This window comes from Neobacillus niacini NBRC 15566, assembly GCF_001591505.1.
GTDB lineage: Bacteria > Bacillota > Bacilli > Bacillales > Cytobacillaceae > Neobacillus > Neobacillus niacini.
In genome coordinates this window covers 61,344-76,303 of sequence record NZ_BCVA01000008.1, presented here as the reverse complement: position 1 = coordinate 76,303, position 14,960 = coordinate 61,344, and the positions used below count along the sequence as shown (strand labels likewise).

Sequence of the window (14,960 nt, the reverse complement as noted above, 5' to 3'; positions counted from 1 at the left end):
GATTATCCATTTCCAAAAAGAATTTTTGATAAATAAACAACAATTGCAACTGTAATACTACTGATGACAGTAGTTAATAGAACCGCTTGTGAGGCATATTCCGGGTAATTATCATATTCGAGCGCCAGTAAAGCACTATTTCTTGAAGTGGGAAATGAACTGGCTATAAATAGTGCCTGAGCAGTTATTCCAGTTAATCCAAGAGAGTATATTACTACTAACCCAACAAAAGGAGAAATTATCAGCCGGCCAATTACTATCCAAACAATGGGTTTAGAAATTCGAGTAATCTTTAAAAACGCCACTTGAGCTCCAAGTGTGACCAGTGCAACGGCCAAAAATGCGTTTGATGAATTTTCAATTGGCTTCCACAAAAATGGAGGAATTTGAATATGGAGCCATTTCAACGATATCGCCAATATTAAAGCGTATATAACCGGAAGACGAATAATTTTTCGTATGATATCTCTACCGCTGCTTTGGGCAGAGACACTGTTGAAGAATCCATATGTAAAGGTAAGGAGATTTTGAAAAATAGAAATAATAATTTGGATTGACATGCCGGCAGGATTAGCAGCAAAAACTAATTCACTTACAGGGAGACCATAATTTCCTGAATTGCTCAAAACCATGCTGTTTTTAAAAGTAGATGACAGCTTACGGTCAAACCTGTTCGCTTTTGCAATAACCATACTGGTAAGGATAAGCAGAACATTAAAAAGGATTAAAAATACTAACGTTTGGCCAATTAACTCACTTGACATTTTGCTTTCATAAATATTTACAAAACAAACCGCTGGCAATAAGAAATACACCGTCAATGTTGACAGTGTAGATAAATCCAGCCTTATTTTCCGCTGCAGTAAAGCGCCTGCCCCAATCAATAGAAATATCGGAAAAATGATATCCAACAAGATATGAAATAAAATATTCATACAACTACCCTTCTCTCCATCTAATAAAAAAAGGAAAAATGCAGTTTATTTAAAAATATGCTCTGTTATTATTTAATGTTGATTTTCGTGTAGGGCCGAGAATTCATAAGCGGAGAATTTCCGGCGATCGTATAAAGATGAGCTTAAGAAGCAGAAATAAGCGGAGATATTCCGGTTAACTGCTTTAAATAAGACAAATTCCACGGATTTCGATACAATAAGCGGAAAAACTCCGCTTATTTTTAAGGAAATATGGGTACTTCCCAATTTAAACGGAAATTCTCCGCTTATTTTCCAAACACAGTTAAATCAACATTCAGTTTTTAAAAGAGCCAAAAAATAAAATGCATTTTCCTATTTCTTATACCACCTGATCATTAAAATAAATAACCTCTGAAAGAATCTTACAACCTGAAACATTATTAAAAACTTCTCTGGCTTCCTTTTCAGAAGTAAATTCAAACATTGAAATATTGTTTTCCTTTGTATAGACTGTGATTATCCACATTAACATTCATCCCCTATCGATTTTCCTTTGTTCTCAATCGAGTTAAAAAGGAATAATTGACAATAGTATTGCAACGGTCATCATAACCAGGGTTGAACCACAAGCCCATTTAAGGAATGCGCGCTGTAAGTCCCCAAAATCTTCTCCCACCATACCGACTAATAAATATGTTGAAGGTACAAGAGGGCTTAATAAATGGACAGGCTGCCCCAATAGTGATGCTCGTGCGAGGAACTCAGGATCAATGCCATAGACACTTGCTGCTTTGGCAAGCAATGGCAAAACACCATAGTAAAAGGCATCATTTGACATAAAGAATGTTAAAGGAGCACTGATTATAGCGGTAATAATAGCAAAATGTGAACCAAGTACATCTGGAATATACGTAATCATGGAGTTTGCCATCGCATCGACCATTTTTGTGCCTGTTAGGATACCAGTAAAAATACCTGCAGCAAAAACCATCGAAACTACCGATAACGCATTATCTGCATAATTTGCAATTCGTTCTTTTTGATCACTTAATTTTGGATAATTAATCGTAATTGCCAAAGCAAATCCAAGCATAAATAATACAGTGGTTGGAAGTACTTCCTTAATTAGCGCAACTAACAGGATAATCGTAATAAAATAGTTTACAAGTATTAACTTTGGTCGTTTTAAATAGGCGTCCTCTGATGTAGCCGCTACCATTGACATTGTGCTGTAATCGATTTGCAGTATACCAACCCGTTTCCGTTCTTTTCTCCCTAGAAAGTAGGCCATGAGCAATACGAACAGCACTCCACCCGCCATGCTAGGTATTACCGGGGTAAAGACATCTGACATCTCAAGATGTAATGCCGTCATGGCTCTCGCAGTTGGTCCACCCCATGGAAGAAGGTTCATGACTCCTGAAGCTGATACAGCAATTCCGGCAAGGATTAACGGTTTCATACCGATTCGTTTATACAAAGGTAACATCGCAGAAATCGTAATCATGTACGTCGTAGTTCCATCTCCGTCAAGGGATATTAAAAGTGCAAGAACGGCTGTTCCGATGGCTATTTTTACTGGATCTCCCTTTACAACTTTCAAAATAGTAGAAATAATAGGATCAAATACTCCTGCATCAATCATGATACCAAAAAAGAGAATAGCGAATAGGATCATAATCCCAGTTGGTGCCACACTTTTTATACCTTCTAGCGCCATTGGTCCCATTTCCTTACCAAATCCGCCGATTAATGCAAAAATGACAGGAACAACGATAAGGGCAATCATCGCCGGAAGTCGTTTTGTCATAATTAAAATCATAAAAGTAATAATCATCAAAAACCCTAATAATGCAAGCATCGTCTTCACCTCTTTTGTTTGTAAATTAAATATAATCAAAATATTCAGTTGTGAAAACGTTACCAAAATAAAGTTATTAACGTAAATAAAATTGATTTTGTACATTTTGTTCACAGTAGGATAATATTTCCATATAGGATTATTCACTGACTGTATCCAAAAAAGTATAAAAAAAAGAAGGTCTTTGGCCCCCTCTTTAAACTGGATAATATTTTCTTTCCGGTCTTCCCACAATTCCATAAACCACTTCTGCTCTTACCTCCTGTTTGGAGGAAAGATATTCCAGGTATCTTCGTGCAGTGATTCGAGAAGCACCCATTTCCTTGCCAACATCCTCTGCGGAAAGTCCCCCTCTTTTTACATGAAAAACAGCCTTAACTTTCCCTAAGGTAATTTCGTCAATTCCTTTTGGCAATCCCGCACTCTTTGTCGGCTCTTCCTGTTTCCCTTTACGAAATAGCAGATCTACATAATTCTGATTTACTTCTTGATTGGCAGAAAGAAGCGAATGTTTTTTAATATAATCCTGGATGACTTCATCGAATCTTTCCCTGCTTACAGGTTTGATTAAGTAATTCTCAACACCATAGCTTAATGCCTTTTCAAGGAAAACCTTATCTATTGCGGCTGTTATCATAATAATACTGACCTTTGGGAATTTCCCCCGGATTACAGGAAGCAACTCAGAACCAAGTATATCCGGCATATACACATCTAACAGCAGTAGATCTGGGTTTTGCTGCTCCAATATATGCAAAGTCTGCTCACCATTCAATGATTTGCCAACTACATCGATTTCCTTAAACTTTTCCAAAAATTTCTCATGAATATCAGCTATTCGAAAATCATCTTCCGCTATAGCCACTTTTATCCTATCCAAGTTCCTCATCTCCTTGCACATTCTTTGGAAGATAGACAGTAAAAACAGTTCCACTTTCCTGATTGCTCTGGACCTCGATAATCCCATTCAGCTCTAATACCGCTTCTTCAGCATTTGATAGACCAAATCCCCTTGACTCGGGGCCATTTTTGGAGGTATAGCCTCTTTCAAATAGAAGAGGAAATTCCACATCGCTAATTCCTTTTCCGTTATCAGAAATTTCAAAGATAATATCTTTTCCAATATCTGTTGCGAAAAACTTAACCGTCGGGATTTCACAATCATAGACGGCTTCAAATGCATTATCAATTAAGTTTCCAAGGATCACGATTAAGTTTGATAGATTAACATGGGAAGGTAAACTATCCAAATAGCTATCTGAAATAATCTCAAACTTAATTTTCCGCTCTGACGCTTTTCCTAATTTCCCTAGTAGGATCGCCTGCACTTTTATATCTTTGATCTGGTTAAAAACCACTGTATTCTGAAATTGCAGCGTTTGTGTCTCACTTTGAATCATCGCGATTGCTTGGTTATATTCTCCAAGCTGAAGCAAGCCCAATAAAACATATAATTTATTGGTAAATTCATGTGTTTGTGCTCGGAGATCTTCCGAATAACTTTTTACCTCGGATATCGTATTTAACATTTGTTTAATTTCGGTTTTATCACGAAAAGAAGCAACAACCCCCTTAATACCTGATTCATCAACGATAGGGGTACAATTAACAATCACTGTTTTATCTTTCCAAACCATTTCTATATCTGTTTGAGCGTTCCCTGACCTTAATACTTCATACAAATAATTAGAAGGAAACAGCCCATCTACTTTCCTATTTTTTACTGTTCCCTGAAGCTGCAGAAGCCTCTTTGCCTTTTGATTCATCATGGTAATAAAGCCTTTATTATCAATCGCTAATATCCCTTCTTTTACAGAATGCAGGATAGCATTTTTTTCTTTGTATAGAGTGGCAATCTCATAAGGCTCAAGCCCCATTGTATCCCTGCGTATATTGCGTCCAAGTAACATACTGCCTATAAGTGAAATCAACAGTGCAAAGAAAGAAACAATGAGCACTCTCCTGATGTTATTTACAATTTGCTGATGGACATCTTCTAATAAAAATCCTACGGATACAATTCCGATAATCTTACCTTGATGATTAAAGATAGGAGATTTCCCTCTAATGGACGGTCCGAGTGAACCCTCCGCCTTCGAGATATAATACTCTCCTTGGACAAGCGCTCTTTCATTATCTCCTCCTGTCATTTTCCTCCCAATTTTTGTATCCAATGGATGCGAATATCTGGTTCCATCACGATTTCCGATGACGACAAATTCTGCACCGGTTTCTTTTCGTATCTTTTCTGCTATAGGCTGTATCGTTTTAGAAGGATCAGGCGTTTGAAATGCATCGATGATGGTTGGAATAAACGATACGGTTTTCGATAATTCCAATGCCAGCCTTCCCTTATTTTCCTCAATTTGTTTACTCTCCATATAACTATAGAATCCTGTCATTAATATGATTAACAATAAACCTAGTGAGAGAACCAGCCCGAATATTTTTGTTTGCAGGGAAACTTTCATTGACTTCAGGCAGAAAACCTCCTATTAAAATAACGCTTAAATCTTAGTTGCTTTGCTTGAAACGATATAAACTCGTTCAGGCCTTCCTACTGTTCCATATGATAAATCCGCTTCTATATTTTCATTCGATACTAAGTGTTCAAGGTACCTTCTTGCGGTGGTTCTGCTTACTCCTATTTCTTTCGCGACACTCTCTGCTGTTAGTCCATATTCAACTTTCCCGAGAACTTCCATCACTTTTTCTAGTGTTAATGGGTCGATTCCTTTTGGGAGATAAGACTTTTCATTTCCAGCTCCCTCTGCTTCTTTCCGTAACAGCCTGTCTACCTGCGCTTGAGTCACATGGGTATTTTCTCTTCTATATTGTAATAGCTTTCCATGATAATCCTTATATCTCAGTAACGATTGTTTAAAGCGGTCAAAGACGACCGGTTTGATAATATAATCGAATACACCAATACTAATCGCCTCTTGGACTTGTGTAATTTCTTTTGTTGCTGTAATCATAATAACATCCATTTGTTTCGATTGTTGTTTTGCTTCTTTTAGCAAATCTAGTCCGTTCATATCAGGAAAATAAACATCTAACAAAAGTAAGTCTGGCTGTAATATATCAATTAAGGTTTTGGCCTCAACATAGCTTGCCGCAATCCCGACCGTTTGAAAGCCTTCAATCTGTTCTAGAAACCTCTTTTGTATTTCTGCTATCCTTAAGTCATCTTCAACAATTAATACGTCTATCTCTCTGTTCCCCTTCATTTCACACTCTCCCTCTGCTCTTTGGGTATAGCCACAGTAAAAATCGTACCTTCCCCCACATTTGATGAAAATGTGATATATCCCCCTAAGCCTTTGATTGCCTTCTGAACTAGACTAAGCCCAATTCCTGCATTACTATTGGTATTCTTGGTCGTATAGCCTGCTTTAAAAATCTGTTCGTTAATGGTAGTATCGATTCCTTTTCCATTATCCTCTACTTCTATAATCAGTTCCTTTCCAAGATCGGTTAAAAACAGCGAGACTCTTTTCTCTTCTTTTTCATTCTCCCTAACTGCTTCAAAAGCATTATTGACTAGGTTGCCAATAATGGTAACTAATGAATCTCTGTTTATATCATGTGGTAAATCTTTAAAACTGCTCTCTCTATCTATTGAAAAACTAACTTTCAATTCACTTGCTAGACTTACTTTCCCTAATATAAATCCAGCAATAATGGGATCAGGGATTTCCTTCATTAAAAATTGGATAAATCCTTGTGTGACATCGACTTCCTTAGAGATAAAATCAATCGCTTCCTTATATGACCCTAGTTGAATTAAGCCTAGCAGAGTATAAAGACGATTGGAATATTCATGGGTTTGAGCACGCAGACCTTCTGCATAGGCTTTTACATGGGATAATTCCTGCAGTAACTGGGCAAGCTCCGATTTATTGCGTAAACTGGCGACAGCCCCAATCACATCACCCTTCTTATTAAAAATCGGAATCCGATTAGCCAAAAATATATCTCCAAAGATAAGTATTTCCTTATCATAATCTGGCTGCCCATTTCGAACTACTTCAAGAAGATTCGTATTTTCTAGAACCTCTTCAATCCTCTTTCCTCGGAGAAGTGTCTCATTTGGAACCCCCAAAATTTTATGTGCCGTTTCATTCACAACTGTGATTCGTCCATCAGTATCAATGGCAATAATCCCTTCATGAATGGACTCTAAAATGGCATGTTTCTCTTGGTACATCCAGGCGATTTCTTTCGGTTCCAGTCCAAACATTGCCTTTTTTATATTTAAAGAAATGAGTAATGCAGCTAGTAATCCTCCTATTAAAATAAGAAGTGTCGCAAAAAAGATTTTTTTCTGTATCTTTGAAACTTCCTTTTGAATATCGGTCTGTAGATACCCGACTGAAACAACACCAATCACTTCCCCCTGGCTAAAGATAGGGGCTTTTCCACGTAGAGAGGGACCAAGAGTTCCGGTAGATTCTGAGATGACAGATTCTCCTTTAAAAACAAGTCCATTATCTCCCCCAACCATTTTTTGTCCTAATCGCTTCGGATTGGGGTGCGAATAACGAATTTCATCTCGGTTCCCGATAACAATAAATTCTGCCCCAACCTGTTTACGAATGCTTTCTGCAATCGGCTGGATATGTGCCGCAGGATTTTCGGCTTCAAATGCTTCCTTGATATGTGGCATATTTGCAATCGTTTGGGCTACAGATAAAGCTTTAGAACCTATTTCATGTTTAAGATTGTTTTCCATTATATTCTTAAAAGTAATCTCAAAAATAACTCCAATCGAGATAATTAATAGAAGAATGACAAGCATTAATTTCGAATGTAAACGCACGCAATCACCTCATTTCTTATTATAGTAAAAAAACTCCTTAAATAAAGGAGTTTTCAAATTATTATAAATTTTAACCTTCAATATTAATAATTACATCTTTCCCTCTTCTTTTCATCATGAACGGTATTAACAGCCAAAGAACGGTGATGATTAGAAAAACAAGTGAAATCGGCCTAGTTAAGAATACACTGAAATCTCCATTAGAAATCGTTAAAGCTCTTCTTAAATTATTCTCTACCATTGGTCCTAACACTAATCCAAGTACTAGAGGAGCGATTGGATAATCGTTCTTGCTCAAGAAATAGCCAAGAAGTCCACATCCCAATAATAGTAAAAGATCATAAGTTGATACTTGAACTGCATAGACACCAAAAATGGAAATGGCAATAATCATAGGAATCAAGAATTGCTTTGGTGTTTGTATAATTTTCGCAAACACTTTAACAAGCGGGAGATTTAAAATTAAAAGCATAATGTTTCCGATAAACATGCTGGCAATCAAACCCCATGCTACTTGAGGATGGTCTTCAAATAATAACGGACCGGGCTGGACGTTATACATCATCAATGCTCCCATTAATATAGCCGTAGTCCCTGATCCTGGAATACCTAAGGTTAATAAGGGGATCATTGCCCCGCCTGATGCCGCGTTATTCGCCGATTCTGGTGCTGCAACCCCTGCAATGGTTCCTGTTCCAAATTTTGATGGCGTTTTCGAGATCTTTTTTTCAAGGATATAAGAAAAGAAGGAAGCTAGTGTTGCCCCAGCACCTGGTAATATGCCCACAAAGAATCCTAAGAGCGAACCTCGGGCAATAGGTCCTGCGGATTCTTTTAACTCAGCTTTAGATGGAAGTAAATTATTAATTCTTGCAATCTCAGTATCTTCCTCTTCTTTTTCCAAGATGGTCTTAAAAACCTCACCAACCGCAAACAACCCTACCGCAATCGTTAAAAACTCAATTCCCTGATATAGCCACGGAACATCAAAGGTAAATCTAGCAATTCCAGATACATTGTCGATTCCAATCGTACCAAGTAATAACCCAAAGATAGTCATTATTAATGCTTTTGTTACGGATTTTCCAGCTAATCCACTGACAGCCCCCAGTCCTAAAAGCATTAAGGAAAAATATTCGGCCGGACCAAACTTAAGTGCGACAGCTGATAATGGTTTTGCTAATGCAATCAGTGCCACCAGGGTAATTATCCCCGCCACGAAGGAACCGATTGCTGCAATAGATAGGGCACTCCCTGCTCTCCCTTTCTTGGCCATCTGGTAACCGTCCAATGTCGTCACGACAGAGGAAGATTCTCCTGGTGTATTTAATAGAATGGAAGTGGTCGATCCGCCGTACATCGCTCCATAATAAACTCCAGCGAGCAGAATAATTGCGCTTGTTGCTGCATGTTCTGGCGGGAGGCCGCCTGTAATGGATGCGGTTACCGGAATAAGAAGAGCAACGCCACTCATCGGTCCAATCCCAGGAAGCACACCAACAGCGGTCCCAATTAAAACGCCAACAAAAGCAAAAAGGATATTATACCAAATAAGTGCCGTTTGGAATCCTTGAAATAAATAATCTAGTGTACTCATGCTTCAATCTCCTTTCCAAAAGCCTTCTCTTTAACTACTGAAACCAAATTGGCCAATCTGGCAGTGTACCTTTTAAAACTTCTACATATAAAAAATAAACAAGTCCTGAAAAACATGCAGAAATGAGAAGGGAAAGAATCACTTTTGAACGTTCCATCGTTTGAAAGCAAACGAATAAAAACAGGAAGGTTGTGATGACATATCCAATCGTTTCCAACGTCAATATGTAAACCAATGTAGCAACAAAAATGATTAAGAAAGGCTTGTACTGCAACTTTTCCTTCGTCCCCTGTTGATTCTTCGTAACGAATGTTTCATAAAATAAACGGATACTTAATAAAACGAGTGCGCTGCCAAGAATCAATGGAAATATATCAGGCCCAACGGCACTTCCATAGGAAGAACTTCCAAGACTTCTGCTCCCAATGATAAAAAGAACACCTACGGCGAGAAACAAGACTGAAGCGATGTAATCAAATTTTAATTCCATTTTTAATCCCCCTTCAGAAAAAATAGAGGAAGGAGAAAGTTAACTCCTTCCCGAGGAAGGAGCGAGTTCCTCCTTCCCGTCTTCTTTACTTTTGCATTCCTAGTGCAGTTAATAATTGCTGGACCTGGCTTTCTTGCTCTTCTAAGAACTTTTTGAATTCAGAACTGTTTTTATACTCTAGTTCCCAGCCTTGCGTCTCTACTTCTTTTTTCCATTCAGGAGAGTTAACGAGCTTATCAATAGATTGTTCCCAATATGACTTGGCTTCTTTAGACATTTTTTCCGGACCAAACACCCCGCGCCAAATCGTAAATTCTGCGTCCACACCCTGTTCTTTTGCAGTTGGAACATCTTTAAAATCACCGGCTAAACGCTCTTCTGAGGTAATCGCCAACACGCGCACCTTACCTGCCTTTAAAAATTCTTTAACACTTGAAGCATCGGTACCAATTACATCTGCGTTACCTCCAAGGAGTGCTGTTATGGCTTCCCCGCCCCCATCATAGGAAACGTATTTCACTTTTGTTGGATCCACTCCATACTTATAAGCAGGTAAAATGGAAATTAAATGGTCCATAGATCCAGGTGCAGATCCGCCTGCAAATGTTAGTTTACTAGGATCTTTCTTTACCTCTTCTAAAACGGATTTTAAGTCTGTGAATTTGGAATCTGCTTTTACCACAATCGCCCCAAAATCTTTTGTAAGCTGCGCTAATGGTGTTGTATTTTTATAGCCATATGGGCTGTTTCCTTCTTTTTTCAGATTGTTAATCACAATCGGTGGTGAATTAACAAAGAGCATGTCATTATTTTCAACTTGCTGGGTAGCATATTCAGCCATAAAGACTGCACCGCCGCCGCCAGGCTTATTTTCAACCGTCATAGGCTGATCAACGATTTTCGTTTCACCTAGTACTTTTACGAACGCACGAGCGGTTAAATCCCATCCGCCCCCTGCCCCTGATGGCGCCACAACTGTAACCGCTTTCGTAGGGTAGCCGGTACCTTCTTCCTTCTTTTCTGTACTACCTGTCTCTTTACTGTTGCTGCAAGCACCAATACTTAGAGCCAATGCACCTGCAACCATTACTGCTGAGATTTTTTTGATAGAAAACATTTCATTTCCCCCTTGTAAACGTTTTCTTAATTTTACAAAACTTTTGAATATTTAATAGATTATACATTTAAACAGCATTAAAAACTTATTAACCATTTTGTTCATATTGTTCACGAAGTGTATGCAGATCTTTAGAATATAAAATGGCTGTATCGGAGAGGATAAAATCGAGGTGTTTATATGAATCTACAACGTGCCAAAGAAATTCTATTAGCCGACCAAGAAATATCCGTTCACTATCATGGAATTCCTGTGTGGATTGAAAGTATAGATGATACATCGATTAAGGCGGTTGTATCTGAAAGAGGAATTCATAGTGAAAGACAAATCGTACCGATTAATGATTTGGAAGAAACGGGAGAGTATTACACTGAATAATGAAAACATGTACATCTCCATATTCAACTACTAAAACTGCATAGCTGGTCAAAAAAATCCCACCTTTAGGTGAGATTCAGGCTGTCGAGAAAGTCTCGACAGCCTTTATTTTGACTATGATTAAAAAGGGACTAGTACGATTTACCATCAAGATCCTGTATTAAGGACAAATCCTTATTCGCTGTCTGGCGATTCGTCCTCAAGACCCTGTATTGAGGACAAATCCTTGCCCGCTGCACTGGTAATTTGTCTTCAAAAGCCCGTATTGAGGACAAATCCTTCCTTGGTGCTCACACGATTTGTCCTTAAGACCCCGTATTGAGGACAAATCCTTCCTTGGTGCTCACGCGATTTGTCCTTAAGACCCCGTATTGAGGACAAATTATTACTTGCTGCTCATGCGATTTGTCCTCAAAATAGCATAAAAGTAAAAAATTGCCAAGAAAGATACCTTTCTCGACAATCTGAATCCCACCTTTAGGTGAGATTTTTTTGTTTCTACTAGTTCCCCTTTTGCCTCAAATATCGTTTATCATTCATAAATAAACTCCAAAAGTAAATGAAGCCCGGGAAAAGAATGGCAAATCCAACGATATAGGTGATAAACACGGCTTTAAATGAGTTAGGGTCTGTAAAGGCCGACTCAATCGTAACATTTGGATAGATGATATAAGGTAAATGGGCCTTGCCATATACATAGCTAGCAATGAGGTATTGAATGGTAACTGCAATGACAGCGAGTCTTGGCATGCCTCGTACCCCTTTTTGAAAAGGATTGGACGCATATAATCCGTAACCGATGATTAAAAAGAACCCAACCGAAATCAATAGTAAGGGAAGATCTTCCATCATTTTAGTATATAACCATCCCACTTCACTTTTTAGCGTCAGCATAATCAGTAATGCCATTATTAATGAGATCGGTCCAAGTATTTTTCCATCGCGAAGGTAGACACGATATGCCTCCATTTCATTCGAAGCCTTGGAATAATCGGCTAATAGTAAAGATGAGAGAAAAAGTGTACTCGTGATCGCAAACCCAATAAAGGCATACTCATTGGGGCTCGTAAAGAGCTTACTTAGGTTTAAATTGGCATTGCCATTTACAATATCAACATAGTGACCATGTGTAATCGGCAATACACTAATTAACAGGCCGGGAATAATGATTCCTGCAATACCAGAAATGTAGGTTAACGGCTTTTTGTATTCCGTAGCAATGTTTGAAAAAACTAAAAAAGCACTCCGTAATGCAAGTAATAGAAGGATCAAGCTCCCAGGAATCAATAATATCGTCCCTAAAATATTGGCCGCACTTGGAAAAAGGCTATAGACAGCAACAACCAACGCAACAATAAAGGTATTTGTCACTTCCCAAGTTGGAGATAAATAGCGATTGGCAATGTTCGTTGCTTTCGTTTTTTCCCGATTAATGTAAACCATTGACCAAAAGCCGGCTCCAAAATCCATTGTGGCCATAACTGCATAAATAAACACGAACCCCCATAGCACGGTAATTGCAATAAGAGCATCAGCCATACGTTTCTCCTCCTATGAATTTGAACTAAATAATGGGGTGCTTTTTTTCTCAGCACGCTCGATATCATCTAATTCTGTGTTTTTTCTAAAGAAATAGAGTAATACGAACACCACAGAAAGCCCTAGGATGATGTAAACAACAATAAACGATATAAATAGAGGGCCTAAGTTGGTTGCCGTCGTTGCAGACTCTGCCGTCGATAAGATGTGGTAAATGACCCACGGCTGACGGCCGGTGCACGCAAAAATCCATCCACATTCAATGGCGATGACAGCCAGAGGACCTGTCGTTACCAGCCCCCAAAGCATGAGCCTTGGATAATGTGATTTTTTCAAAAATTTCCTCCATGCAAAAACAAGTAAAGGAACCATGATAAGTGCGGATCCAATAAACACCATCCCATTAAAAAGAGTATGGATAAATAATGGCGGCCACAGTTCCTCTGGATAATCGTTTAAGCCGACAACTACCGTATCAAAGCTGTTTCCCGCAAGAAAACTTAGCGCCCAAGGTATTTCAATAGCTCCTTTTATTTCCTTTGTTTTTGGGTCGGTAAAGCCACCTATGGCCAAGGGTGCATGGGATTGTGTTTCAAATAACCCTTCCGCTGCAGCTAATTTTTCCGGCTGGTACTTATGAAGGTATTGAGCAGATTCATGTCCATTTAAAGCCGTTAGAAAAGCAAAAATCCCGCCTACAACAAGACTTAGAACTAGTGCTTTTTGATGAAATAAATATACTCGCGATCCGATTTTATTTTTCATCATTTTAAAAGACGCAACAGAAGCAACCACAAAAGCTCCTACTACATAGGCAGACAACGCCACATGTCCGGCTGTAACAAAAAAGCTTGGGTTAAAAAAAGCTGCCCAAGGGTCAATGTCGAGAAATTTCCCATCTTCATAACGGAAACCTGCCGGTGTACCCTGAAAGGCATGGACATTGGTAATTAAGACTGCAGAGGACAATGCCCCAATTGCCACTAAAACTAAACTAACGATTCGCATCCAAGGAGCTATTCTTTCTGCTGCATAGACGTAGATCGACATAAACAATGCCTCAATAAAAAAGGCATAGATTTCGATTTGGAAAGGAAGAGGCATTACTCTACCTATCACTTCCATAAAACCTGGCCAAAGTAACGATAATTGTGTACCCGCAATCGTACCGGTGGGAATCCCAACGCCCAGTAAAACTGCAAATGCTTTAGTCCAGCGTTTTGCCATTACTACATAATCTTGATCTTTTGTTTTTTGATAGAGAAGTTCTGCAGCTAAAATCATCAGCGGCAAGCCAACTCCTATCGTGGCAAAGATAATATGAAAAGCCATGGTTGTTCCAAATAAGGAACGGGCTATTAAGATGTCACTCAAAAATAGTTCTCCCCTCACGTAGTATAGTCTTGATAATTATTTCCAAAAGGTCCAATAATATGTAAACTTGTGTTTTCTAACATCTTATTTATGAAAATACGCTACCAATAAAAAATCTCACCTCCAATTTGAAGGTGAGATACATTTATATTACATATTATGACCCATAGTAGGCATGTTAGAAACGATTGTTGGATCGACCATTCCAGCAATCATAGCAATGTGCGCAAAAATCAGGAACATACCTACAAAGGTTGCGTGAACTTTTAACTTTCCTTCTTGTGTTTTGTTTTTATAAATCAAATTTAAATCCAAAAGTGCCATGCCCAGCAATGGGACAATCCCTAATAGGTAAAACCCTACTGCCACTACATCAATCCAACCATGCCATTCTCCGTTTGATGTAATCGGTAAAACAGCATTAAAGAATAAGTAAATAAAAATACCAGTGAAATAAATTCCTACAAAAATAGATGTTATTTTGTTGACCAATCTTAATTTGCCAGTCAGATTTCTAGTAAACAAAATCGCTAATTCTGTTACAGCGATCGTTTCCGCACAGATAACCGGAATGGCCATAAAAATAATCAGGTTCCATGGTTGATTGTCTGCTAGCAGGCCCATATAATGTGTCATGTTCATATGCTTTATCCTCCTAAAAATTTCTTTATTCTGTTTCTCTGCAGATTGATTGTAGGTTTAGGATATAAAGTTTAGATGAAGAAACTGTGACAAAAACATGACATATCCTCTACTTTATGATTATGGGGTAATTTTTAATTAGCATACAAAATAGAGCTGACGGAAATATACCGCCAGCTCTATTTCCATTAAATTTTTAAACAGCGGAAAGTACAGGTGTTCC

The 14,960-nt window shown here is 38.4% G+C and carries 14 protein-coding genes; 1 reads left to right on the top strand and 13 read right to left on the bottom strand.

Features of this window, described 5'->3' with window-relative positions; all coding sequences use genetic code 11:
* Window positions 1–2: 2 nt before the first annotated feature.
* The 10 genes from BANA01_RS09435 to BANA01_RS09395 form a co-directional block, all read right to left on the bottom strand.
* The gene (locus BANA01_RS09435) at window positions 3–935 is read right to left on the bottom strand and encodes an AEC family transporter (RefSeq protein ID WP_063252839.1); all 933 of its coding nucleotides are present in this window, start codon (window positions 933–935) and stop codon (window positions 3–5) included.
* A 361-nt stretch (window positions 936–1,296) separates the two neighbouring features.
* On the bottom strand, window positions 1,297–1,443 hold the full coding sequence (locus BANA01_RS29875) for a hypothetical protein (RefSeq protein WP_169803673.1): 147 nt from the start codon (window positions 1,441–1,443) through the stop codon (window positions 1,297–1,299).
* Window positions 1,444–1,485: 42 nt separating this feature from the next.
* The gene (locus BANA01_RS09430) at window positions 1,486–2,883 is read right to left on the bottom strand and encodes a CitMHS family transporter (protein WP_082799463.1); all 1,398 of its coding nucleotides are present in this window, start codon (window positions 2,881–2,883) and stop codon (window positions 1,486–1,488) included.
* A gap of 91 nt (window positions 2,884–2,974) precedes the next feature.
* The gene (locus BANA01_RS09425; RefSeq protein WP_034677490.1) at window positions 2,975–3,667 is read right to left on the bottom strand and encodes a response regulator; all 693 of its coding nucleotides are present in this window, start codon (window positions 3,665–3,667) and stop codon (window positions 2,975–2,977) included.
* Window positions 3,651–5,249 carry an ATP-binding protein gene (locus tag BANA01_RS09420; RefSeq protein WP_235847095.1) on the bottom strand — a complete coding sequence of 533 codons (1,599 nt, stop codon included), beginning with the start codon at window positions 5,247–5,249 and terminating at the stop codon, window positions 3,651–3,653. Before BANA01_RS09420 ends, BANA01_RS09425 begins: the two co-directional genes overlap by 17 nt.
* Before the next feature lie 36 nt (window positions 5,250–5,285).
* Window positions 5,286–6,008, bottom strand: coding sequence for a response regulator (locus BANA01_RS09415; RefSeq protein ID WP_034677488.1), 723 nt, complete (start codon window positions 6,006–6,008; stop codon window positions 5,286–5,288).
* Window positions 6,005–7,600 (bottom strand): ATP-binding protein, encoded by a 1,596-nt coding sequence (locus BANA01_RS09410; RefSeq protein ID WP_034677487.1) that lies wholly within the window; start codon window positions 7,598–7,600, stop codon window positions 6,005–6,007. Before BANA01_RS09410 ends, BANA01_RS09415 begins: the two co-directional genes overlap by 4 nt.
* 70 nt (window positions 7,601–7,670) lie before the next feature.
* Window positions 7,671–9,197 carry a tripartite tricarboxylate transporter permease gene (locus tag BANA01_RS09405; protein WP_034677485.1) on the bottom strand — a complete coding sequence of 509 codons (1,527 nt, stop codon included), beginning with the start codon at window positions 9,195–9,197 and terminating at the stop codon, window positions 7,671–7,673.
* A 34-nt stretch (window positions 9,198–9,231) separates the two neighbouring features.
* Window positions 9,232–9,687, bottom strand: coding sequence for a tripartite tricarboxylate transporter TctB family protein (locus tag BANA01_RS09400; RefSeq protein WP_034677483.1), 456 nt, complete (start codon window positions 9,685–9,687; stop codon window positions 9,232–9,234).
* Between the two features lie 85 nt (window positions 9,688–9,772).
* A complete protein-coding gene (locus tag BANA01_RS09395) occupies window positions 9,773–10,804 on the bottom strand; it encodes a Bug family tripartite tricarboxylate transporter substrate binding protein (protein ID WP_034677482.1) in 1,032 nt (343 codons plus the stop codon).
* 180 nt (window positions 10,805–10,984) lie between these two features.
* On the opposite strand from BANA01_RS09395, the gene BANA01_RS09390 reads away from it, so the two are divergent.
* The gene (locus BANA01_RS09390; RefSeq protein ID WP_034677481.1) at window positions 10,985–11,182 is read left to right on the top strand and encodes an H-type small acid-soluble spore protein; all 198 of its coding nucleotides are present in this window, start codon (window positions 10,985–10,987) and stop codon (window positions 11,180–11,182) included.
* A gap of 501 nt (window positions 11,183–11,683) precedes the next feature.
* Here the strand turns inward: BANA01_RS09390 and BANA01_RS09385 are convergent.
* The 3 genes from BANA01_RS09385 to BANA01_RS09375 form a co-directional block, all read right to left on the bottom strand.
* Entirely contained in the window at window positions 11,684–12,721 is a 1,038-nt protein-coding gene (locus tag BANA01_RS09385; RefSeq protein WP_034677480.1) for a cytochrome d ubiquinol oxidase subunit II, read from the bottom strand.
* 12 nt (window positions 12,722–12,733) lie between these two features.
* Window positions 12,734–14,095, bottom strand: coding sequence for a cytochrome ubiquinol oxidase subunit I (locus BANA01_RS09380; RefSeq protein WP_034677479.1), 1,362 nt, complete (start codon window positions 14,093–14,095; stop codon window positions 12,734–12,736).
* A gap of 150 nt (window positions 14,096–14,245) precedes the next feature.
* Window positions 14,246–14,737, bottom strand: a complete 492-nt coding sequence (locus BANA01_RS09375; protein WP_034677477.1) for a DUF6803 family protein — start codon at window positions 14,735–14,737, stop codon at window positions 14,246–14,248.
* Window positions 14,738–14,960: the final 223 nt, after the last annotated feature.